At 35.5% G+C, this 22,801-nt stretch carries 22 protein-coding genes; 16 read left to right on the top strand and 6 right to left on the bottom strand.

What is annotated here, in order from left to right; all coding sequences use genetic code 11:
• Positions 1–5 precede the first annotated feature (5 nt).
• Positions 6–2,072 carry a glycine--tRNA ligase subunit beta gene (glyS, locus tag Q5N69_RS09545; protein WP_304368668.1) on the top strand — a complete coding sequence of 689 codons (2,067 nt, stop codon included), beginning with the start codon at positions 6–8 and terminating at the stop codon, positions 2,070–2,072.
• Between the two features lie 113 nt (positions 2,073–2,185).
• Here glyS and tusA read toward each other — a convergent pair whose 3' ends face one another.
• Positions 2,186–2,440: a sulfurtransferase TusA gene (gene tusA / locus Q5N69_RS09540; RefSeq protein ID WP_304368667.1), complete on the bottom strand. Its 255-nt coding sequence runs from the start codon at positions 2,438–2,440 to the stop codon at positions 2,186–2,188.
• A 236-nt stretch (positions 2,441–2,676) separates the two neighbouring features.
• Between tusA and Q5N69_RS09535 the strand changes: the two genes are divergently transcribed.
• From Q5N69_RS09535 to Q5N69_RS09520, 4 genes are all read left to right on the top strand, one after another.
• Positions 2,677–4,581, top strand: coding sequence for a transglycosylase SLT domain-containing protein (locus Q5N69_RS09535; RefSeq protein WP_304368666.1), 1,905 nt, complete (start codon positions 2,677–2,679; stop codon positions 4,579–4,581).
• Positions 4,582–4,706: 125 nt separating this feature from the next.
• On the top strand, positions 4,707–6,023 hold the full coding sequence (pepQ, locus tag Q5N69_RS09530; RefSeq protein WP_304368665.1) for a Xaa-Pro dipeptidase: 1,317 nt from the start codon (positions 4,707–4,709) through the stop codon (positions 6,021–6,023).
• 5 nt (positions 6,024–6,028) lie between these two features.
• The gene (locus Q5N69_RS09525; RefSeq protein WP_304368664.1) at positions 6,029–6,664 is read left to right on the top strand and encodes a YigZ family protein; all 636 of its coding nucleotides are present in this window, start codon (positions 6,029–6,031) and stop codon (positions 6,662–6,664) included.
• Between the two features lie 39 nt (positions 6,665–6,703).
• Positions 6,704–8,185, top strand: coding sequence for a TrkH family potassium uptake protein (locus tag Q5N69_RS09520; RefSeq protein WP_304368663.1), 1,482 nt, complete (start codon positions 6,704–6,706; stop codon positions 8,183–8,185).
• Between the two features lie 84 nt (positions 8,186–8,269).
• Here Q5N69_RS09520 and trkA read toward each other — a convergent pair whose 3' ends face one another.
• The 4 genes from trkA to def are packed head-to-tail and all read right to left on the bottom strand — an operon-like array spanning position 8,270 to position 12,488.
• On the bottom strand, positions 8,270–9,649 hold the full coding sequence (trkA, locus tag Q5N69_RS09515; RefSeq protein WP_304368662.1) for a Trk system potassium transporter TrkA: 1,380 nt from the start codon (positions 9,647–9,649) through the stop codon (positions 8,270–8,272).
• A gap of 1 nt (position 9,650) precedes the next feature.
• A complete protein-coding gene (gene rsmB / locus Q5N69_RS09510) occupies positions 9,651–10,955 on the bottom strand; it encodes a 16S rRNA (cytosine(967)-C(5))-methyltransferase RsmB (RefSeq protein ID WP_304368661.1) in 1,305 nt (434 codons plus the stop codon).
• Entirely contained in the window at positions 10,955–11,959 is a 1,005-nt protein-coding gene (gene fmt / locus Q5N69_RS09505) for a methionyl-tRNA formyltransferase (protein ID WP_304368660.1), read from the bottom strand. Before fmt ends, rsmB begins: the two co-directional genes overlap by 1 nt.
• Before the next feature lie 16 nt (positions 11,960–11,975).
• Positions 11,976–12,488 (bottom strand): peptide deformylase, encoded by a 513-nt coding sequence (gene def / locus Q5N69_RS09500; protein WP_304368659.1) that lies wholly within the window; start codon positions 12,486–12,488, stop codon positions 11,976–11,978.
• A 115-nt stretch (positions 12,489–12,603) separates the two neighbouring features.
• On the opposite strand from def, the gene Q5N69_RS09495 reads away from it, so the two are divergent.
• The 11 genes from Q5N69_RS09495 (at position 12,604) to Q5N69_RS09445 (ending at position 21,934) form a co-directional block, all read left to right on the top strand.
• The gene (locus Q5N69_RS09495) at positions 12,604–13,689 is read left to right on the top strand and encodes a LysM peptidoglycan-binding domain-containing protein (protein WP_304368658.1); all 1,086 of its coding nucleotides are present in this window, start codon (positions 12,604–12,606) and stop codon (positions 13,687–13,689) included.
• A 40-nt stretch (positions 13,690–13,729) separates the two neighbouring features.
• Entirely contained in the window at positions 13,730–14,878 is a 1,149-nt protein-coding gene (dprA, locus tag Q5N69_RS09490) for a DNA-processing protein DprA (RefSeq protein ID WP_304368657.1), read from the top strand.
• Positions 14,879–14,936: 58 nt separating this feature from the next.
• On the top strand, positions 14,937–15,410 hold the full coding sequence (locus Q5N69_RS09485; protein WP_304368656.1) for a DUF494 family protein: 474 nt from the start codon (positions 14,937–14,939) through the stop codon (positions 15,408–15,410).
• 559 nt (positions 15,411–15,969) lie between these two features.
• The gene (locus Q5N69_RS09480; protein WP_304368655.1) at positions 15,970–16,530 is read left to right on the top strand and encodes a type I DNA topoisomerase; all 561 of its coding nucleotides are present in this window, start codon (positions 15,970–15,972) and stop codon (positions 16,528–16,530) included.
• Between the two features lie 147 nt (positions 16,531–16,677).
• Complete coding sequence (purE, locus tag Q5N69_RS09475) at positions 16,678–17,160, top strand: 5-(carboxyamino)imidazole ribonucleotide mutase (protein ID WP_077339624.1); 483 nt, start codon at positions 16,678–16,680, stop codon at positions 17,158–17,160.
• Between the two features lie 9 nt (positions 17,161–17,169).
• On the top strand, positions 17,170–18,309 hold the full coding sequence (locus Q5N69_RS09470) for a 5-(carboxyamino)imidazole ribonucleotide synthase (protein WP_304368654.1): 1,140 nt from the start codon (positions 17,170–17,172) through the stop codon (positions 18,307–18,309).
• Positions 18,310–18,363: 54 nt separating this feature from the next.
• Positions 18,364–18,918 (top strand): Sua5/YciO/YrdC/YwlC family protein, encoded by a 555-nt coding sequence (locus Q5N69_RS09465; RefSeq protein WP_304368757.1) that lies wholly within the window; start codon positions 18,364–18,366, stop codon positions 18,916–18,918.
• Positions 18,915–19,820, top strand: coding sequence for an oxygen-dependent coproporphyrinogen oxidase (gene hemF / locus Q5N69_RS09460; protein WP_304368653.1), 906 nt, complete (start codon positions 18,915–18,917; stop codon positions 19,818–19,820). Before Q5N69_RS09465 ends, hemF begins: the two co-directional genes overlap by 4 nt.
• 142 nt (positions 19,821–19,962) lie before the next feature.
• Positions 19,963–20,640 (top strand): OmpW family protein, encoded by a 678-nt coding sequence (locus Q5N69_RS09455; RefSeq protein ID WP_304368652.1) that lies wholly within the window; start codon positions 19,963–19,965, stop codon positions 20,638–20,640.
• Between the two features lie 115 nt (positions 20,641–20,755).
• Positions 20,756–21,571, top strand: a complete 816-nt coding sequence (aroE, locus tag Q5N69_RS09450; protein ID WP_304368651.1) for a shikimate dehydrogenase — start codon at positions 20,756–20,758, stop codon at positions 21,569–21,571.
• Positions 21,572–21,706: 135 nt separating this feature from the next.
• Positions 21,707–21,934 (top strand): hypothetical protein, encoded by a 228-nt coding sequence (locus Q5N69_RS09445; protein WP_304368650.1) that lies wholly within the window; start codon positions 21,707–21,709, stop codon positions 21,932–21,934.
• A 13-nt stretch (positions 21,935–21,947) separates the two neighbouring features.
• Here Q5N69_RS09445 and Q5N69_RS09440 read toward each other — a convergent pair whose 3' ends face one another.
• A complete protein-coding gene (locus Q5N69_RS09440; protein ID WP_304368649.1) occupies positions 21,948–22,490 on the bottom strand; it encodes a gamma carbonic anhydrase family protein in 543 nt (180 codons plus the stop codon).
• Positions 22,491–22,801 lie beyond the last annotated feature (311 nt).

Genomic DNA, 22,801 nt, shown 5'->3' with positions numbered 1-22,801 from the left:
CTAATATGAATAAAGAAACATTACTAATTGAATTAGGTACTGAAGAGTTACCACCAAAGAGTTTAAAAACATTAGCCACTACATTTTTTGATCAAATTAAAAGTCAGTTAGATAGCGCTAATTTAGAATATAGTGATATTAAATGGTTTGCTACGCCTAGACGTTTAGCTGTTAAAGTTATTAATCTAGATGAAAAACAACAAGACAAAGAGATTGAAAAGCGTGGACCAGCAGTTAATGTAGCATTTGATGATGCAGGTAATGCAAGTAAAGCTGCAGAAGGTTGGGCACGTTCAAATGGTATTACTGTTGAGCAAGCTGAACGTTTAGTTACTGATAAAGGTGAATGGTTACTTCATAAAGCTGTGCAAGTAGGTAAATCAGTAGAAGACTTAATACCTGATATGGTAAACCAAGCAGTTAATAAATTACCTATTCCGAAGCCAATGCGTTGGGGCAGTTCTCGTACACAATTTATTAGACCTGTTCATACTTTAGTACTTATGTATGGCGATAAAGTCATTGCGGGCGAAACATTAGGTGTTAAATCTAATAACTTGGTAACGGGTCATAGATTTCATCATGAAGGTCTAGTAACTATTAGTCACGCTAATAACTATGAAACGATAATGCAAGATGCATACGTTATGGTTGATTATGATGAACGTCAGCAACTTATTTTAAAGCAAATTACTGCTGTAGCAGAAGAAATTAATGGTGTACCTCTATTAGATGATGATCTAGTAGATGAAGTAACAGCATTGGTTGAATGGCCAGTAGCGTTAGCTGGAAGCTTTGATAAAGAGTTTTTAAATGTGCCGCCTGAGCCATTAATCTATTCGATGAAAGATCATCAAAAATATTTTCCTGTAAATGGTAAAGATGGAAAACTATTAAATCAGTTTATCTTTATTACTAACATTGAAAGTAAAGATCCAAACCAAGTTATATTTGGTAACGAAAAGGTTATTCGCCCACGCTTAGCTGACGCTGAATTTTTCTTTAAAACAGATAAAAAGCAAAAGTTAGAAGATAGATTAGAAAGTTTAGAATCTGTATTGTTCCAAAAGCAGCTAGGTACACTTAAAAGTAAATCAGTACGCATTGCTTCATTAAGTGAGTTCATTGCAGGAATTATTGGCGAGAATACGCAAGATGCTAACCGTGCAGGCTTATTGAGTAAAACTGATTTAATGTCTGAAATGGTATTAGAATTCCCACAAGTACAAGGTACTATGGGTAAATACTATGCACAGCATGACGGTGAAAATGAAGCGGTAGCGCAAGCATTAGAAGATCAATACAAACCTAGATTTTCAGGTGATACATTACCAGAAGGTAACATAGGGTGTGCAGTCGCTATTGCTGACAAAGTTGATACACTTGTAGGTATTTTTGGTATTAATCAACAGCCAAAAGGTGATAAAGACCCGTTTGCACTTCGACGTGCAGCTATTGGTTTAATTCGTATTATCATTGAAAAGCAACTTGAATTAGATATTGCTGACTTACTTGCGAAAAGTATTGAGCTTTACGGTGACAAGTTAACAAATGAAAATACGTTAGCTGAAGTTGTCGAGTTTGTTCTTGGTCGTTATAAAGCTTATTACCAAGAGAAAAACATAAGTGTTGATGTTATTCAGGCAGTATTAAATAACTCGCCAACAGCGCCATTAGACTTTGATAAGCGTATTAATGCAGTTACTCACTTTAAAAAATTACCTGAAGCGATAAACTTAGCAGCAGCTAATAAACGTGTAGGTAATATTTTGGCTAAATTCAAAGGTGAATTATTTGCTAACGTTAAAGCGGAATATGCAACTGAAACAGCAGAGAAAGACTTATTAGCGGTTTTCGAACAGGTAAGCGCTAAAGTTAAACCATTAACAGAAGCTAAAGAATACCAAGCAGCATTAACTGAGCTAGCGTTATTAAGAGATCCAATTGATACATTCTTTGATAATGTGATGGTAATGGCTGATGATGAAAACGTTAAAACTAACCGTTTAACTTTATTAAACGATGTTCGTAATAGCTTTTTTGCTATAGCTGATATTTCAGTTCTTCAATAAAACCTATTAACAATTCATCTTTACTGTGAATAAAGTTAAAACTAAAAAGGAAGCATTATGCTTCCTTTTTTCTGTCTGGAACAAAGAAAAATATAATAAAGAGAATAGAAATCTTACTGCTTTTTAATTAAATAACAGTAGGGCTTATCATCAATTTTTTTAGCTACAAGCTCATGATCCATAAAACGACAGAAACTTGGGATGTCTCGAGTTGTTGATGTGTCATCAGCGGTAATTAATAATGTTTCGCCACTCTCCAATTGTCTTATCTTTTTTCTAATCATCATTACAGGTTCTGGACAACGTAAACCAATGGTGTCTAATTGATGATCTGCTTGAAGAAATAAATCGTTTAAACCGTTAGACATTAAACCCTCGGTAGCCTTGTAAAAAGAAGCATAAGTTTAAGCATTGCATTAATTTTATCAACCATTAAAAATATATAACTATGAAAAAATCATGAATTAAATATTTCTTAAAAAGAACTCAGTAATTTGGTTACAAATTTATTTTACAAAAACATTCATTTTACCTTGATTTATAAGGCGTTGAGAGAATAATGTATATATAGTTTTCAAACATACTTTTTAGGCTTGGAGCCAACTTGTTTTTTAAAAATGTCTTATTAATTTCCGTACTTTTACCGAGTTTCTTTGCCAACTCTAGTTCAGCAGTAAATAGCTCTCAGCGTAATGTTTTTTTAGAAGCAGAGAAAAAAATATGGCAATCAAAGCCTGATGAGTTTCAAAAGTTATATGATCAGCTAGATAACTATCCGTTAAGACCTTACCTAGATCAGCAACGCTTAATGCATAAAATAAGCATTACTGACGGCAATGAAATAACTCAATTTTTAGAAAAATATGAAGGCACTCCTTTAGATTGGCCATTAAGAAAAAAATGGTTAGAGTTTTTAATAGAAAACAAACAACAAAACTTATTTTTATATCATTATAAGCCTACAAGTGTAGCAACATTAAATTGTGCATATTATCGATACAGTTTAAACAATGGCACTGCTGAAGACGTTATTCTACCTAAAGTAACTAATCTTTGGACCGTAGGTAAATCTCAACCTAAAATTTGTGATCCTTTATTTAGTAAATGGAAAAAATCAGGTTACTTAACTGAAGATGTTGTTTGGAAAAGAATTGGTTTAGCGGCTGATGGCGGAAAACATACATTATTACCTTATCTAACAAAGTTACTTCCTAGCTCACAACGATATTTAGGTACTTTATGGCATAACGTAAGACGCAGCCCTTCTTATATTACACGTACAAATGTATTTAAAAAATATAATGCTAGGGAAGCTGAAATCTTCACTTATGGTGTAAAAAGATTGATATGGCGTGAACCTGAAAAAGCTATCAACATTTATAATAAGTTAAAAAACAAATTAAAGTTAACACAAAAACAACAGCAAGAAATTACACAAAAGTTTGCATTATCATTAGCAAATAATAATCACCCTAAAGCTCAAGAATGGTTACATCAAGTAGATGAGAATTATCTAAGCTCTAGTGTCGCCCAGTGGCGAATAACTGATGTGCTAAGAACGCAAAACTGGGAACTTATATTAAGAGAGTTGGAAAGCTTTCCTAAAGCAAAGCAAAACAGCAACCAATGGCAATATTGGCACAGCAGAAGCTTGATAGAAACTAATAACAAAGAGCAAGGTTTAGCGGGTTTAAAAGCATTAGCAGCGAATAGGCATTACTATGGGTTTTTAGCCGCAGGATACTTAAAAACACCTTACCACCTTCAAGATGAACCAATAGAAATAACAGACATAGAAAGAAATAAATTACTTAAAGATGATGCTGCCATAAGAGCGTTTGAGCTTTTCCATATTGAAAAATATAGTGAAGCACGAAAAGAGTGGAATTATTGGTTAGTTAAACTAACTGAGCGTGAGAAGTTAATTGCTTCTAAAGTATCAAATGAACATAACTGGTTTGATCGAGCAATATTTACTTTACCTAAAGTAGGGTACTTGAATGATGTTGATTTAAGGTTTCCTTTAGCATTCGAAGAAGATATTAATCTACATGCTAAGAAAAACAATATAGATCCCGCTTGGGCATTTGCTATTGCGCGTCGAGAGAGTTCTTTTATGCCTGATGCTAATTCAGGCGCAGGAGCTAGAGGTTTAATGCAAATAATGCCTGCAACAGCAAGGCAACTTGATCGTAAAAGAGTTTCTAGCCATTACTTGTTTAACGCTGAATATAATGTGAAGTTAGGTACTAAATATTTAAAAATGCTATCAGATGAATATATTGGCAATCATGTTTTAGCAACAGCCTCATATAATGCTGGACCACATAGAGTTAAACAGTGGATAAAAGAAGTAGAAGGTATGCCTATCGATATGTGGATTGAAACTATACCTTTTAAAGAAACACGAGAATATGTAAAAAGTGTATTGGCGTATCAACAAATATATCAATCTAAGCTGGGTAAAACTGATCCTATTTTTTCAGATCTACTAAAAAGTAAAATATAGTTAATCAAATATCAGGCATATACATATAAATGAGTTAAGCTGAATTTTATAGAGATCAGTCGATCCTAAACTTAACTCTAGTGGTACAATGTGTACAGTCGCAAAGTTTTAATGGAATTTCTTATATGAATGAATTACAAAAGTACTATCCTAATCACATAGCTGAACTACAAAGCAGAAGTAAAAAAGCATTACACAGAGATAATCTGCAAGGTTTTGTTATTCATTCGGGACAAGAAATCAAAGTTTTCTTAGATGACTACAGTTACCCATTTAAAGTTAACCCTCACTTTAAAACGTGGTTACCTTTAACTAACTTACCTAATTCGTGGTTAATAATTAACGGCGAAGATAAGCCTACACTTATTTATTATCAGCCAGACGATTTTTGGCACAAAGTTGAAGTGTTAGAAGATAACTACTGGAATGAACATTTTGATATTAAAGTGATCAGCAACGCTAAAGATGTAGAAAAACTTTTACCTTATGATAAAAAAGGTTTTGCTTACATAGGTGCACATGTAGAAGTTGCTAAAGCTTTAGGTTTTGAGTTTATTAATCCTGAATCATCATTAAATTATATTCATTACCACAGAGCTTATAAAACAGAATACGAACAAGTGTGTTTGCGTCGTGCTAATGCAATTGCAGTTAAAGGACATAAAGCGGCTAAAGCTGCCTTTTTAGATGGCTCTTCAGAGTTTGATATTCAACAAGAGTATTTAAAAACTATTCAGCATACTGCAAACGAAACCCCGTATGGAAACATTGTTGCATTAAATAAAAACGCATCAATATTGCATTACACTGCTCTTGAGAAAAGTGTGCCTCAAGCTCATCGTTCATTTTTAATCGATGCTGGCGCTAGTTTTAGTGGTTATGGAGCTGATATCACCCGCACATATTCTTTTAAGCGTGATAAATTTGCAGAGCTTATCGCACGTATGGATAGCTTAATGCTTAAAGCTGTTGATAAATTAAAGCCTGGTGCTAGTTACGTTGATTTACATATTCAAACATACAAAGACATAGGTAATGTTTTAGCTGAATTTGATTTTATCAATGTAACAGGTGAGCAAGCTTTTGAAGCTGGTATTATTTCTACATTCTTCCCGCATGGTTTAGGACATCATTTAGGGTTACAAACTCATGATGTTGGTGGTTTTATGGCTGATGAGCGCGGAACACATGTAGCATCTCCTGCAGAGCATCCATTCTTAAGAACAAGTCGTATTATTGAAGCCAATCAAGTTTTCACTATTGAACCAGGTTTATATTTTATAGATTCGCTTTTAGAAAAACTTAAAGCATCAAAAAATTCTAAAATGATCAATTGGAATGCCGTAGAAGAAATGAAAGTTTATGGTGGTATTCGTATTGAAGATAATATTATCGTTCATCAACTTCATAACGAAAATATGACTAGAGATCTTGAACTGTAACTTTTGTGTCTACTTCTTATCTAGTTGCTGATAATCATGTTATTGAAGAAATAATCGTTAATCGTAGTCGTTTTATTTGTTATTTATCACCTTGCACGTCAACAGACGCATGCAAGGTGATTGTTAAAGATATTCAGCAATTGCATCCTCAGGCTTCGCATCATTGTTATGCTTATTTGTCTGATAGAGCTGATAGTAGTCAGCATTATGGTTTTTCAGATGATGGTGAACCTTCAGGTACAGCAGGGCGACCTATGTTATCTGTTTTACAAGGCCATGGTGTTGGTGAAGTTTGTGCTGTAGTTGTGCGCTATTTTGGCGGAACTAAATTAGGTACTGGTGGCTTGCAAAGAGCATACGGTGGCAGTGTTAGACAGGCATTAACCTTGTTAACCAGTAAAATAAAAATACCTATGGTTTCTAGGGCGCTAGCATGTCAATATACTCAAATAAATGATGTACTACATGTTATTGAAAAATCAAAAGGTCTTGTTGTTGAACAAGATTTTTCAGATGAAATTGAGTTATTAGTTAGTGTGCCACAAGATAATCTTGAGCAAATAGAGCAGCAAATACAAATTATCTCATCAGGCTCTATTAGGTTACGTAAACTAGATAAACAGCCTGACGAGAATAACTAATAAATAACCCGTCATAACTACAATTAAGATCAAAAAAACGTGCAATACAAAAATATAATTCGAATTTTAGGGCTATTAGTTGCCATTCTAAGTGTAACTATGTTGCCACCAGCATTTATCTCTTTGATATATAGAGATGGCGGTGGGTTACCATTTTTAATGGCTTTTATATTTTGTTTAGTCGTTGGTATCGCATCTTGGTATCCAAATCGAACATATAAAGATGATTTAAGACCTAGAGAAGGCTTTTTAATTGTTGTACTTTTCTGGACTGTTTTAGCAAGTTTCTCCGCAATTCCTTTATTACTTCTTGAAGAGCCAAACTTATCGTTTGCAGACGCCTTTTTTGAATCCTTTTCTGGATTGACAACCACAGGTGCAACCATATTAACTAAAATTGATGGTTTACCTCATGCCGTATTATGGTATCGCCAGCAGTTACAATGGTTAGGTGGTATGGGGATAATTGTATTAGCTGTAGCTGTTTTACCTATGCTTGGTGTTGGTGGAATGCAGCTATATAGAGCAGAAACTCCAGGTCCTGTAAAAGATTCCAAGATGACCCCTCGGATAGCCGATACTGCTAAACATTTATGGTACATCTACCTTTCATTAACTGTGCTTTGTTCGTTGTGTTATTGGCTAGCAGGTATGTCGACTTTTGATGCGATATGTCATGCTTTCTCGACAATTGCTATTGGTGGGTTTTCTACTCATGATGCAAGTATGGGAGCTTTCGGTAGCCCATTGATTAACTTCATTTGTGTATTCTTTTTACTGGTTGCTGGCGTTAATTTCGCATTACATTTTGCCGTATTGCACAGTAAGTCGTTACGTAATTATTTTTATGATCCTGAATTTAAAGTATTCATCTCAATTCAATTTGTATTAACTGCTATTTGTTTTGCTGTATTACTAGCCCATAATACCTATAACAGCGAATTTGAGGCTTTTGACCAAGCTTTATTTCATGCTGTATCTATGAGTACAACCGCAGGTTTTTCTTCTTCTGTACCTGTTGTTGATGGTGTTACTCCTGTCTCTTTTGCTAGTTGGCCAACATTACTACCTTTATTGCTTATCTTTTCAAGCTTCATTGGTGGTTGTGCTGGTAGTACGGGTGGTGGTATGAAAGTAGTACGTATTTTACTTTTATACTTACAAGGTTTTAGAGAATTAAATAAGTTAATCCATCCTAAAGCTATTTTTAGTATTAAGTTGGGCAAGAAAGCATTGCCGAATAAAGTAGTAGAAGCGATCTGGGGATTCTTCTCAGCATACACTGCGGTATTTGTGGTGTGTATGTTGTTATTACTTGCTTCTGGTGTCGATGAAATAACAGCTTTTACTGCTGTAGCCGCATGTTTGAATAACTTAGGTCCTGGTTTAGGTGAAGTGGCTAGCAACTTTTCAAGCTTAGGTGATTTCAGTAAGTGGGTATTAATTGTTGCTATGTTGTTTGGGCGACTTGAGATATTTACACTATTGGTTTTATTTACACCAGGATTTTGGCGTTCATAATTTATCAATAAGTAATGTTTAAACCAACACACCCTTTGGATATGTTGATTTGATTAGTTTGAAACACGCAAGCAGAATAGAGTGTTAATAGAAACTCAAAGCATCTAATTGAAATAAAGCTTCCACTTCTGAAATGTAACGTTTGTTCACTAAGAATATTATCACTTGGTCTTCTGATAATATTTTAGTATTTGAATGAGCAATAATTACTTCATTACCACGCACAATAGCTCCAATATTAGCACCTGGTGGTAACTTCAAAGATTTGATTGTTCTACCTACTACTTTAGATGACTTCTCATCGCCTTGGGCTGCTATTTCAATGGCTTCAGCTGAACCACCTCGTAAACTATACACATTCGCAATATTACCGCGACGTACATGAGTTAATAAGGCTGAAATAGTGGCGTGTTGAGGTGATACTGCAATATCTATGTTACTACCATGAAGTAAATCAACATAAGCATCACGTTGTATTAGCACCATGGCTTTTCTCACGCCTAATCTTTTGGCTAATAGCGAAGACATAATATTTGCTTCATCATCATTCGTTACCGCAATAAATACATCAAATTGATCTATGTGTTCTTCTAGTAGTAATTCTTGATCTGAAGAGTCGCCAGTAAATACAAGTGTGTCACTTAGTTCTGATGCTAAATATTCAGCTCGTTCAGGTGAACGCTCAATAAGTTTAACTTGGTGGTTTTTTTCTAGTATACGAGCTAAACCTGAGCCAATATTACCGCCACCAGCGATCATAATACGTTTGTAAGCTGGCTCTAGTTTTTGTAATTCGTTCATTACTGCGCGAATATGAATACTTGCTGCAATAAAAAACACCTCATCATCGGCTTCTATAATAGTTGTGCCTAAGGGTCTTATTGGCTTTCCGTTTCGGTAAATCGCAGCTACACGAGTATCAATATTAGGAATATGTTCTTTTAAGGTTGAGAGGGCATGACCAACTAATAATCCACCATAGTAAGCTTTAACCGCAACTAAGCTTACTTTACCTTCAGCAAATTCTAACACTTGGAGTGCACCCGGATAATCAATTAACCGTGCAATATCACGTGTAACGAGTTGCTCAGGTGCGATAATATGATCTACAGGAATGTTTTCGTTTTGAAATAATTGCTCTTGGTATTTCAAAATTTTAGATGAACGAATACGAGCTATTTTGGTACTAGTTCTAAATAAAGAATAACAGATTTGGCAGGCGATCATATTGGTAGCGTCGTCACTGGTTACAGCTATAACCAGATCTGCATCTTCAATACCTGCTTTTATTAGCACATCAGGATGGCAACCTTGTCCTTGAACAACTTGTAAATCCATTTTATCTTGAAGTTCAAGTAAGGTTTCGTTGTTAACATCTATAAGTGTTATGTCGTTTTCTTCTCTAACTAAATTTTCAGCTAGAGTACCACCCACTTGACCTGCGCCAATAATAACTATTTTCATTTTATTGTTCTTTTTTTACTAGTTTAGCGTAATAAAATCCATCCATTGAATGTTCATTAGGTAGTATTTGCCAACCAATATCTGATTCATTCTCTGTAATTGGAATAAGGTCTACATCATTGTTGTTTTCAATAAAGTGTTGAACTTGCGTACTATTTTCTTCAGGTAAAATACTACAGGTTGCATACAGCAAAGTACCACCCGGTTTAAGTAATGACCATATGTTTTTTAAGATTTGTGACTGTAGTTCTGCGAGCTTTTCGATATCGTCAGCTTTACGTAACCACTTTATATCTGGGTGTCGACGAATAACACCAGTAGCAGAGCAGGGCACATCAAGTAATATTTTGTCGTAAAGGGTGCCATCCCACCAATCTTGGCTGGCGGCATCTCCAGTGATCACTTTAGCTTTTAATTGAAGGCGTTCAAGGTTTTCATTTACTCGAACCAATCTATTTTCGTCAATATCGATAGCTGTCATGCTTGCAATGTCAGGTGTACTTTCTAATATATGGCAAGTTTTACCACCAGGAGCGGCACAGCAATCAAGAACATTGTCGTTAGGTTCGCATTCTAAAAGTATCGCTGCTTGTTGAGCTGCACCATCTTGAATTGACACATGACCAAGTGCAAAGCCTGGTAGTTTGTCTACGCCAACTGCTTGAGTGAGTTTAATTGCCTGACTTTTCGGATCGATATAATCGAAATCTACAGCAACATTTTTAAGTTGTTCTATGTAGTTTTCTGGAGAATTATGTTGTTTATTCACTCTTAACCACATAGGCGGACGTTCTTGGTTAGCAATGAGTATATTTTGCCATTGGTCAGGGTAGGCGACTTTTATCTTTTTAATAAACCAACCAGGGTGACTGTATTTTACTGGATCTGACAATTCAGGTTGTTTAGTATCATCCGTTTGCTTTTCTACTTTGCGTTGGTAGTTTCTTAGAACACCATTAATTAGACCACCAAGATGGCGACTTTTTAATGCGTTAGCCGCTTCTACTGTTTCACTTACCGCTGCATGATCTGGAATACGCATATATTTTAATTGGTAAATACCAACCAGCATCAAAAAATGGAAAACACGTTGTTTGCCTTTTAATGGCTTTTGAATAAGTTGCTGAACTTCATTTTCTAATTCAGGTAGGTAACGTAAAACGCCGTAACAAATCTCTTGTAGTAGGCCTTTATCTTTTATGTCTATTTTTGCTATTTGCTTTGGTAGTTCATCACCTAAGCTTCTACCTTGATCAATAACAGAATAAGCACATTTAGCGGCAAGCGCTCTAATATTAGCAGCCATTACTTTTGTGCTCCTAAATTCGTTGAGTTTGCACCCGTTATCATTTGACCTGCAACAAACCAATCGGCTTTCGAATTAAGAATATCACTAACAGCTAAGGCTTTTTTACCTGGTATTTGTAATATTTCTAATTGAATGGCTTGGTTAGCGGTACCCGTAGCAACAACGATGCCGTGTTTATCAGCCGATATAATCGTACCAGCTGTAACATCTGATTCGGTTGTAACTACACTTGCTTGCCAAATTCGAATGCGATGCTCTTTCATAGATGTTGCTTCAACATAAGTGAATTGTGCTACAGGCCAAGGAATATAAGCTCTAATTTTACGATGTAAGACCATAGCGTTTTCTTGCCAGCTAAGTTCAGCTTCTGCCTTATCTAATTTGGCCGCATAAGTTGCTAGATCATTATTTTGTGGTTCACTAGAGTGAGAGTTAGTACTCATTAACTTTAAAGCATCGGTTAATGCTTCAGGACCTGCAATAGCTAATTTCTCATATAAAGTTGCACTAGTGTCTTCAAGTGTAATGTCACAGGTAGCAGTAGAAATCATGTCTCCAGTATCAAGACCTTTATCCATTTGCATTATGGTAACACCTGTAATGTCATCACCTGCTTCAAGAGAACGTTGAATAGGAGCTGCACCACGCCATTTAGGTAATATTGAACCATGTACATTAATACAACCTAAACGTGGTGTTTCTAGAATAACTTCAGGTAATAAAAGCCCATATGCTACAACTACCATGACATCTGCTTTATACGTTGCAAGATGAAGTTGGTCAGTTTCTGCTTTAAAATTTACAGGCTGTTCAACCGGTAAGTTATGCTCTAAAGCCAATAGCTTGGTAGCACATGCCATCATTTTTTTACCACGGCCAGCTGGTTTGTCGGGGGGACAATAGACAGCTACTACGTTATGTTCAGAGTCGATTAATGCTTTTAGATGTTTTGCAGCAAAATCAGGCGTACCTGCAAAAATGATATTAAGTGCTTTAGACAATTTATTTCCTAAATTTTTATTTGGCGTTATTTAAACGAGCTTCTTTTTCTAGCTTGGTTTTTATACGCTGACGTTTTAATGGAGAAAGATAATCAACAAACAAAATACCTTTTAAGTGGTCGAGTTCGTGTTGGATACAAATAGCTAAAAGCTCTTCACCATCTAATGTAAATTCTTCACCGTTAATGTCTAGTGCTTTAACAGTAACTTGTGTATGTCTGTCAACTTTCGCGTAACAGCCAGGTACCGATAAACAACCTTCTTCATTGATCAGAGTTTCTTCACTCTTTGCAATTATTTCTGGGTTTATAAGCACAATAGGGTTCTCTTTATTTTCAGAAACGTCTATTACTACAATTTGTTGATGAATATTAACTTGGGTTGCTGCTAAACCAACCCCATTTTCGTCGTACATAGTTTCGAACATATCATTAACAATAGTTTTAATATTATCGTTAACTTCAGTAACTTGTGTTGCTTTAGTTTTTAATCTTTCGTCTGGAAAGCGTAAAACAGATAAAATAGCCATAATTTTCCAAAAGGGTTCGCGAAAATTCGCATAGAATGTTATGTTTCAATTTTAGCTACTAATTTAAGTTAATAATAGTGGTTTAGGATAAATGCTTAAGAATAGGAAGACTAGCATGAGAAAAAAGGTCTTATTAATAATAATTAGCCTACTTTTACCTATGGGCTTATTAGCCGATGAATTAACATTAAATAAGAATGCACCTAAATCGTATACGGTTGTAAAAGGCGATACACTTTGGGATATTTCAGGAATATTTTTAAAACAACCTTGGTTATGGCCTAAATTATGGCGAATCAATCCTGATATAAGTAATCCTCATTTAATTTATCCTGGCGATGTATTACGTTTAGTTTTTGATAAAGATGGTAATCCAATGTTAGTTAAGGGCAAACCTCAACTAAAATGGTCTCCATCAATTAGAACAACACTAAAAGATCAATCACCAATTAATACTATTCCTCTAAACGTTGTTGCTCCATATATCAAATATGATGCGCTATTTTCAGAAGAAGAGTACGATAAATTACCTTATGTGTTAGGTAACGAAGCTGGATATAAATCGGGCGTTGATGGTATTAAAGTTTATGTTAATGATAATTTAGCTGTTGGACAAAGTTACGCTATTTACGAAAAAGGTGAAGAAGTTTTTGACCCTGAAACTTTTGAAAGTTTAGGATACTACGCACGTTTAGTGGGTACATCAAAAGCAATAAGAGCTGGTGATATAGATAATAAAGAGCCAGCAACACTCTATATAGATAGTGCTAAACGAGAAATCCGCTCAGGTGATTTTGTTGCTCCGATTAATGAAGGCCAAATGTTACCTTCGTTTTTCACTATGCAAGCAGCAAAAACCACTTTGAAAGCCTCTATTATTAAAACTTCATCAGATACTCGTGAGTTTGGTAAATTTGAAGTGGTTATGATCAATAAAGGCCGACAAAATGATATTCAATTAGGTGATGTTTTATCAATAAAAAGACAAAGCCCGGCAATAATTGAAACGGGTGATGGACCTGTATATAAGAAAGATAGCTCTCAATGGCATTTATTAACATCAGGATCACAAGAATATGAGATGCCTGTTGAATCTGTAGGTCATATGATGGTATTTAGAACCTACGATAAAGTGAGTATGGCGTTAATAATACATACTGCACAGCCGCTTAGAATAACTGATATGGTAACCGCTCCATAATTTAATTATCGATATCAGCCTAATCTTAAGGAGAAGATAAATGGCGATAAACACAGTATCGGATATTAAAAAAACAAATGCGCATTTTTGGCTAGCGTTAAAATTTATTCCACGGCTAGCCATTCATAAAAAGCTTCATTTAGTTCAAGAAATTGGACTGATGAAGCTTTTTTCGTTTCTACAGCCTTCACGATTAGCTGCTTTAAATTTAACAGATAAACAACTTGCGGCTGTTACACATCCTGATTGGGATAAAATTAATAAAATCATTAGTGCTTGCCATTTATGTGGTTGCGATATTATTTGTTTTGATGATTCTGAATATCCTGAACGGCTAAAGCAGATATATGACCCTCCACTGGTATTGTTTGCACAAGGTAATAAACAATTATTATCAGAACCCCAAATTGCTATTGTGGGCAGCAGGGGAGCTACGGCTTTTGGCCGAGAAAATGCGTTTATATTTTCAAGAGATTTAGTTAAAAGCGGTATTGTTGTTACTAGTGGTTTGGCTTTAGGTATCGATGGAGAAGCCCACAAAGGTGCTGTTTCTAATGGCGGTAAAACGATAGCTGTAGTGGCTACTGGTTTAGATCGAGTTTATCCTAGTCGACATAAAAAGCTGGCGCACGACATAGTAAATAGTAACGGACTTATAATTAGTGAGTTTATACCGGGAACAATTCCCAAAGCTGGCTTCTTTCCCAAACGGAACCGTATTATTAGTGGGATGAGTCATGGTGTATTGGTGGTTGAAGCAACCATAAAAAGTGGTTCGTTGATTACAGCTCGTTGTGCGTTGGAGCAAAATCGTGAAGTTTTCGCTATTCCAAGCTCTATTAATAATCCGCAAGGTAAAGGCTGTCACTGGCTAATTAAACAAGGAGCGAAGTTAGTTGAAGATTGTAATGATATTATTGAAGATCTTAATATTCCTACAAAAACTGGTCTACACTTAAAAGAATACAGTGAAGACGAAACACAATATTCGCTTAAAATAGAGAAAAAAAATCTCCAACAGGGCTTGTTTAACGATTCATTGTTAGATAGTGTTGGATATGAAATTACTCCAATAGATGCCATTGTGTTGAGGAGTAAGCTACCCATAGACGTAGTATTAACACAGTTAACAATTTTAGAGCTGAAAGGTTTAATATCAGCAGTTCCAGGGGGATACCTCAGAACTTAATAAGTGAAATTTATCGTTAGTTAGTTTGTTATAGCAGTGTTTTTTAAAGGGGCTAGTTATGTTTGATATCTTAATGTATTTATTTGAAAATTATATTCATAGTGAAGCCGAAGTAATGGTTGATCATGATGTGTTAACTGATGAGTTAACTCGAGCGGGTTTTCATCAAGATGAAATATATAAAGCACTCGCTTGGTTAGAAAAACTTGCAGCTCTGCAAGATAGTGACGCTTATCCTTATTTAACACGTATTGGTAGTAAATCTACACGTGTTTACACTTCTGAAGAAATGCAATTACTCGATGTAGAATCTCGTGGATTCTTAATGTTTCTAGAGCAAGTCAATGTTTTAGACTTTACCACCCGTGAGATGGTTATTGATCGCGTTATGGAGCTTGATACTAAGTTCTTTTCAATTGATGATTTGAAATGGGTTGTTCTAATGGTGCTATTCAACGTACCAGGAAAAGAAACAGCATATTCTCAAATGGAAGACTTGATATTTGATGAGCAAGAAGGTCCACTTCATTAATACCAAGTATCTTTGAATTATTGATTACTTAACCTAAGTTAAACAAATCAAATAGGCGAATTGTATAATCGGTTCCCATTGTTTTGATTTGTTTTTCTTGTTTCTAAATAACCTCAACTCGGGTTAATGGATTTAATAACTCATTGATTTATTGAAGTATCTTTTAGCTTTATCAAGATTAAAAAACATAAAAAGCCTTAATTCTCTCTCAATGATGAAATTTATGTGATTATCAAGGCTTTTTTATAAACCAATAGCTGGCTATTGGGCGTAAAAATACGTTTTTTTTATTCCTGATAAAAACCAAGTACCTGCATCCATGCAGGCAACGCAGATAGGCGCTTAAATAGCATTGTTGAGTAAAATAGCTTAACCCGAGCTGAGGTTAAATAGTCAAAAATTTAGTCTTGCAACTGTTTAGTTAATCACCTCAAATTTATGGCATAATGCGCACTTGAACTAAAGCAATCAACTTAGCTGTTGATAAATAATCCGAGCTTTAGGTAATGATTTACGTAAGCTATTGCTTATCCCGATTTCAAGTTAAATAGGTGCGTTTATGTCTAAACCCGATAATTCCATTTTTAAACATCATGAACATGCATTAGAAAACAGCCACGATCCTTGTCCAAGTTGTGGGGCAGAACTATCTATTAAACGTGGTAAATCAGGGCCTTTTCTAGGTTGTAATAATTACCCTAGTTGTGAATATACTCGCCCTGTTGTTGAACATGAAAAAGTCGAAGACACAATTTTACCCGGTACACATTGCCCAAGTTGTGATAGTCCGCTTGCTGTGAAGCAAGGACGTTATGGAATGTTTATTGGCTGTACTAATTTTCCTGAATGTGAACATATCGAAGATACTAACCAGAATGATGATGTTGATGTGCACTGTCCAAGCTGCGCTAAAGGTAAGTTATTCGAAAAAACCAATCGTTATGGAAAAGCCTTTTATTCATGTGATCAGTATCCAACATGTAAATATGTCATTAATTATCCACCAATCAATGAATCATGCCCTGAGTGTGATTGGGCTATTTTAGTGACTCGTAAAATGGCGAGTGGCAATGTGGCGATATGCCCACAAAAGAAATGTAGTTACAAACGAAAGCTGTAGTAATAACAAGTTGAGCTATCAAAGCACAAAAATTGATAGTTACTGAGTTTTTATCTAATTCGAACAAGGTTATAATGTTCGATTGTGATGCCTCTTAAATGAGACATTTTTAGAATTTAATATTAAATAATATAAAGGCGTTTGATCATGAAAGTAGGTATTATCATGGGTTCTAAGTCGGATTGGCCGACAATGAAACATGCAGCAGATATGCTAGATCTTCTTAATGTTCCATATGAAACTAAAGTAGTATCAGCTCATAGAACTCCACACTTACTTGCTGAATATGCAGAAAGTGCAAAAGAACGCGGTATTAAAGTTATTGTTGCTGGCGCTGGTGGTGCTGCACATTTGCCCGGTATGGCAGCAGCATTTACAAGTTTGCCCGTATTAGGTGTACCTGTTCAGTCTAAAGCGCTAAGTGGTCAAGATTCTTTATTATCCATTGTTCAAATGCCAAAAGGTATTGCTGTAGGTACTTTAGCTATTGGTAATGCTGGCGCTGCAAATGCTGGTTTATTAGCAGCACAAATCATAGGTACTCATGACGAAACGGTAATGGCCGCTATTGAGAAGTTCAGAAAAGAACAAACTCAAAACATTCTTGATAACCCAAACCCAGCTGAATAGGTTATTTAAATGAAAGTTTTAGTATTAGGCGCAGGCCAGTTAGCTAGAATGATGGCATTAGCAAGTAAGCCTCTGAACATAGATGTTAAAGCTTATGATGTTGGTAGTAACCGTGTTGTTGACCCTTTATCGTTAAGTGTTGATTATGGAGATCTAGACCAAGGTATTGCTGATGCTGATTTTATTACGGCCGAATTTGAACATATTAGCCATGACGTTTTGGCTCTTTGTGAGCAATCAGGAAAGTTATTTCCTAGTAGCCAAGCAATTAAAACGGGTGGAGATAGAAGGTTAGAAAAAACCTTACTTGAACAAACCCATGTGACTAATGCTAAACATAAAGTTGTAGCCAACAAAGCAGACTTTGATTCAGCAATTGCATCGTTAAGCTTGCCTCTTATCATGAAGAGTGCGTTAGCCGGATACGACGGTAAAGGTCAGTGGCGATTAAAAGATAAGTCTGAAGCTGAAGATATTTGGCAAGATATTCAATTATTTATTGAAGGTGATACTAGCGGTCAACCACAAGCAATTGTTGTTGAACAAATGGTACCTTTTGATAGAGAAGTGTCAATGGTAGGTGTTCGTAGCAAAACAGGTGAAACATTAGCTTACCCATTAACTGAAAATCATCACAGTAAAGGTGTATTAAGCGTTTCATTAGCACTAAATGAGCATCAACATCTGCAAGCACAAGCAACAGAAGCCTTTGATAAAATAGCAAATGCTTTAGATTATGTCGGTGTACTTGCTATAGAGTTCTTTCAAGTTGGCGATTCATTACTCGTTAATGAAATTGCTCCACGCGTACATAACTCAGGTCATTGGACACAACAGGGCGCTGATACTTCACAATTTGAAAATCATATACGTGCGGTTTGTCAATTACCTTTAGGCTCAACTGAATTAGTAAGACCATCTGCTATGGTTAACATATTGGGAACAGATACAGTACCCAATAATATTTTTGAAATACCTAGCGTAACTATGCATTGGTATGGAAAAGGCAAGCGTTCAGGACGCAAGATGGGACATATTAATATTTGCGGTAAAGATAAGGCTGAATTGACTATGCGTTTAAGCCAATTAGCCAAAATATTACCCAAAGATGATTTTCCAGACGTCAGCGAATACGTGAAGTCACTTTAATTGATATTAAGCGCCGCGATAGGCGCTTTTTATTTGAGTGCTAATATAAATATGATGAGCAACATGCCTACAGTAATTGATACTTATCACCAAGGTGGTGTAATTGCCTACCCAACAGAAGCTGTTTTTGGTTTAGGATGCGATCCTGACAATCAAAAAGCGATCATTAAACTTCTAAAAATTAAGAATAGACCAAAATCTAAAGGTTTGATTTTACTGGCGAGCAGTTTTGAACAATTAGTACCTTACCTTGATCTAACTCAACTGAGTGACGAGCAAATTACGCTAATATTAAGTCGCTGGCCAAATGGTGTTACACAAGTATTACCGGCTCATGCTGAAATATCATCATACCTAACCGGTGATTTCTCAACTATAGCTGTGCGAGTTACAGATCAATCCGATGTTGTATCTTTGTGTACACAAACTAATAAACCTATTGTTTCAACCAGTGCAAATTTATCTGGATTAGAGCCTGCCAGAACGTGGCAAACGCTTGATGAAAAATTAATAAGTATGATTGATCATCTAGTTAAAGGTGAAACATTAGGATTCACACAGCCATCAACAATTATTGATGGTTTAACAGGAGAGGTTTTTCGCACATGAGTGCTGTAGATATAAATACTGTTGTTGAATTTTTAAAAGGCTTACAAGATCAAATTTGTGGTGCATTAGAGCAAGCTGATGGTGAAGCTAAATTTGTTGAAGATAATTGGATCCGCGCTGAAGGTGGTGGAGGGCGTACACGAGTAATAACTAACGGTAATGTTATTGAACAAGGTGGAGTAAACTTTTCTTTAGTTTCAGGTGACAAGTTACCTCCTTCTGCTTCTGTACATCGTCCTGAATTAGCAGGTAGAACATGGAAAGCCTGTGGTGTTTCATTAGTTATTCACCCTAAAAACCCATATATACCAACATCTCATGCCAACGTTCGTTTTTTTATTGCTGAAAAAGAAGGCGAAGAGCCTGTTTGGTGGTTTGGTGGTGGATTTGATTTAACACCATTTTATGCTTTCGAAGAAGACATTATTCATTGGCACCAAACAGCAAAAAATCTTTGTCAGCCATTTGATGAATCAATTTATCAAGCTCATAAAGAATGGTGTGATGATTATTTTTACCTAAAACATCGTGATGAAACACGAGGCGTTGGTGGTTTATTCTTTGATGATTTAAATAAATGGGACTTCGATAAATGTTTTGATTACATCAAAGCTGTAGGTGCGGGGTTTATTGATGCATACGTACCAATTATTGAAAAACGTAAAAACATTGAGTATGGCGAGCGTGAGCGCCAATTCCAACTATATCGACGTGGCCGCTATGTAGAATTTAACCTAGTTTTTGACCGAGGTACTTTATTTGGTCTTCAATCAGGAGGAAGAACTGAATCTATATTAATGTCTATGCCACCACTCGCTCGATGGGAATATAACTACAAAGCAGAAGCTAGCTCTGAAGAATATAAACTTAATCAGTATTTAGTACCTCGTTCTTGGGTATAACCTAAGCAATACTTGATGTAGATCAGGTATTGCTCCGTTACTTACCTACTCAGGTCGAGTTGGCTCTAATAACTTGAGCTAAATCAAAAATCTATTTAATTATTCCCTTTAAAATAACGTCATTAATTTAAAGGGAATAATCATGAAAAAAAATATACTTACACTAACACTTCTTTCAATTCTTACAGCATCTTCTTATGCTGCTGATTATCAAGCTGGCGACTTTGTTGTTCGTGGTGGTTTAACAAATGTTAATCCTGACAGTGATCATGCATCGGTAATACTTGGTGGTGCTGATTCAACAATGACATTAACTACAGATGATAGTACACAGCTTGGCTTAAACTTCTTATACTTTTACACAGACAATGTAGCAGTAGAATTATTAGCAGCAACTCCGTTTGCACATGATGTAACCATTCATGATAAAAACTCAGTACTTAATGTTGATGGCGTGCAATTGGCTGACGCAAAACAACTGCCGCCAACCCTAAGTGTATTGTATTATTTTGATACTGAATCTGTCATTAAGCCCTATGTAGGTGTTGGAGTTAACTACACTATATTTTTTGATGAACAGTTTGAAGATGCACCAAAAGAATTAGGTTTAAGTAATTTAGAATTAGATTCATCAGTAGGTCTATCTTTTCAAGTTGGAGTAGATTATCTATTAAACGACAAATTCCATATTAACTTTTCAGCTCGTTATATCGATATTGCAACAGAAGCTACATTTGATGTTGGTGGAGAGAGTATTGGTAAAGCAGATATAGATATAGACCCTATGGTTTATTCAGTAATGCTTGGTTATAAGTTCTAAATAACCTTTTATATAATTTATTTAAACCAATTCATCTAAAAAAGCATCGATAAGTCGATGCTTTTTTTTCTTATCTGATTTAAGCTAAAAAAAATTGCATTAACTAGAAGTCATCATGGATCAGTATCTCGTTTACGGTAACCCAATAAAACAATCTAAATCACCAACTATTCATACGGCCTTCGCTAGAGAAACAAACCAAAATATTGAATATAAAACTCAACTTGCAGAACTAGATGCTTTCGAAGAAACTGTTAAAGTTTTTATTAAGGGCGGAGGAAAGGGAGCAAATGTCACAGCACCTTTTAAAGAAGAAGCTATGGCAATGTGCGATGAGCTGTCTGAGCATGCTAAGTTTTCAGGGGCCGTTAATACTTTAACTTTTAAAAACGGAAAAATATATGGCGATACAACTGATGGCGTAGGCCTAGTTAACGACCTTCTTTCCCAAGATGTTACATTGGAAAATAGCCGCATCTTATTACTCGGTGCTGGCGGAGCATCAAAAGGTGTTGTATTACCTTTATTACATCAAAAGCCAAAACAACTAATCATAGCAAATAGAACAGTATCGAAAGCGGAAGCTATTGCTCAGCAATATAATGATCAACCCATACAAGCAATGTCATTCGAAGATGCCAATAAAGAAGCGTTCGATCTTATCATTAACGCAACATCGGCAGGCTTGTCTGGAAGTGGAGTACCTATTTCAGAGAAAATTATAACCGCAAATACTATTTGTTATGACATGACTTACGGAAAAGAACTAACGCCATTTCTTAAAATGGCTACAGAGTGTGAAGCAAAACAGGTTATTGATGGTTTAGGTATGTTAGTAGGGCAAGCGGCAGAGAGTTTTTATTTATGGCGCAATGTACGTCCAAAAACTGAAAACATCTTGAGTAAATTACGAGAAGAGCTAAATACTTAACCTCAACTCGGGTTAATGGATTTAATAACTCATTATTGAGTAAAATAGCTTAACCCGAGCTGAGGTTACTTAAGCTCTTAATATAAGTATTAGTGAGTATATAGTTGTACTCACATTTAACATTGAAGCTTTCTTATGAACCAAGCAATTATTATCAATGATGATCACCAATATCACCTCAAAAATAAATATTGGCAATGTACAGCTATGCTTTCTGGCGAAAAAGTCATTATTAAAATATATAGTGAAATATTACCAGGGCAGTTAACCCAAGGTAATAAATTTGATTGGGAGTGTGAAATAGAAGATTGGCTCGAATCAAATGAACCAATCAACAACGTAATAGAATTGAATATGAACTAACTTAAAGAAAAATTTATATCTCTGCTAAGTATTCATCTTTAAAGCGCACATAGTTGTCTGCAGATTTTTTTAGAAAATCTAACTCAGCCTCAGTCAACTCTCTGGCTTGTTTCATTGGGTTACCCATATATAGGTAACCACTTTTTAATACCTTGCCTGGAGGAACCAGTGTTCCAGCACCTACAAACACATCATCTTCAACAATCGCATTATCCATAATAATAGCGCCCATACCTATTAGTATACGATTGCCTATGGTGCAGCCGTGCAACATGCACTTATGTCCAATAGTGACATCATTGCCTATAACTAAAGGGTAGCCCTCAGGGTTCTTCTTATTTTTATGGGTAACGTGTAGTACAGAACCATCTTGAACATTTGATCTATCACCAATAATAATATGATTAACATCACCTCTTATAGCAACTAATGGCCAAATACTTACTTCATCTCCAATTCTGATATCGCCAATAAGAACAGCAGACGAATCAATATAGTTATTTTTTCCGAAGGTAGGGGAGGTATTTTTGAAAGATCTAATGTTTAAAGTGTTCATATAGAGAAAATATTCCAGTTTTATCAAAGTTATTTAAATTTATCAGGACAAAAACAACTATAAAAGTATTTAAATGAAGATGGAGAGTCAATATAAGTCATATTAAGAATAGGTACAACGCTCTTTAAATGCACTATATGTACGTAAAGAAAGCAATAAAACTGTGGTCTGTACGAAAATAAAGCAAACAAACATTAATTATAAAATAAGTGTTGACGTACCCTCAAAAATCTCTAAAATGCGCTCCACTTCTTCAGGGAAACCAAGAGAAGTTAAGTATAGGAAATACTTAGTTCACTTCATATGGAAAG

This window comes from Pseudocolwellia sp. AS88, from assembly GCF_030551755.1.
Lineage (GTDB): Bacteria > Pseudomonadota > Gammaproteobacteria > Enterobacterales > Alteromonadaceae > Pseudocolwellia.
This window is presented reverse-complemented; position numbering and strand designations above follow the sequence as displayed.

Excerpts from the sequence above, each read along its gene's own strand:
- glyS (WP_304368668.1), top strand. The coding sequence starts at position 6 with ATGAATAAAGAAACATTACTAATTGAATTAGGTACTGAAGAGTTACCA.
- tusA (WP_304368667.1), bottom strand. The coding sequence starts at position 2,440 with ATGTCTAACGGTTTAAACGATTTATTTCTTCAAGCAGATCATCAATTA.
- pepQ (WP_304368665.1), top strand. The coding sequence starts at position 4,707 with ATGAATGAATTACAAAAGTACTATCCTAATCACATAGCTGAACTACAA.
- trkA (WP_304368662.1), bottom strand. The coding sequence starts at position 9,649 with ATGAAAATAGTTATTATTGGCGCAGGTCAAGTGGGTGGTACTCTAGCT.
- rsmB (WP_304368661.1), bottom strand. The coding sequence starts at position 10,955 with ATGGCTGCTAATATTAGAGCGCTTGCCGCTAAATGTGCTTATTCTGTT.
- def (WP_304368659.1), bottom strand. The coding sequence starts at position 12,488 with ATGGCTATTTTATCTGTTTTACGCTTTCCAGACGAAAGATTAAAAACT.
- Q5N69_RS09495 (WP_304368658.1), top strand. The coding sequence starts at position 12,604 with ATGAGAAAAAAGGTCTTATTAATAATAATTAGCCTACTTTTACCTATG.
- dprA (WP_304368657.1), top strand. The coding sequence starts at position 13,730 with ATGGCGATAAACACAGTATCGGATATTAAAAAAACAAATGCGCATTTT.
- Q5N69_RS09485 (WP_304368656.1), top strand. The coding sequence starts at position 14,937 with ATGTTTGATATCTTAATGTATTTATTTGAAAATTATATTCATAGTGAA.
- Q5N69_RS09480 (WP_304368655.1), top strand. The coding sequence starts at position 15,970 with ATGTCTAAACCCGATAATTCCATTTTTAAACATCATGAACATGCATTA.
- purE (WP_077339624.1), top strand. The coding sequence starts at position 16,678 with ATGAAAGTAGGTATTATCATGGGTTCTAAGTCGGATTGGCCGACAATG.
- Q5N69_RS09470 (WP_304368654.1), top strand. The coding sequence starts at position 17,170 with ATGAAAGTTTTAGTATTAGGCGCAGGCCAGTTAGCTAGAATGATGGCA.
- Q5N69_RS09465 (WP_304368757.1), top strand. The coding sequence starts at position 18,364 with ATGAGCAACATGCCTACAGTAATTGATACTTATCACCAAGGTGGTGTA.
- hemF (WP_304368653.1), top strand. The coding sequence starts at position 18,915 with ATGAGTGCTGTAGATATAAATACTGTTGTTGAATTTTTAAAAGGCTTA.
- Q5N69_RS09455 (WP_304368652.1), top strand. The coding sequence starts at position 19,963 with ATGAAAAAAAATATACTTACACTAACACTTCTTTCAATTCTTACAGCA.
- aroE (WP_304368651.1), top strand. The coding sequence starts at position 20,756 with ATGGATCAGTATCTCGTTTACGGTAACCCAATAAAACAATCTAAATCA.
- Q5N69_RS09445 (WP_304368650.1), top strand. The coding sequence starts at position 21,707 with ATGAACCAAGCAATTATTATCAATGATGATCACCAATATCACCTCAAA.
- Q5N69_RS09440 (WP_304368649.1), bottom strand. The coding sequence starts at position 22,490 with ATGAACACTTTAAACATTAGATCTTTCAAAAATACCTCCCCTACCTTC.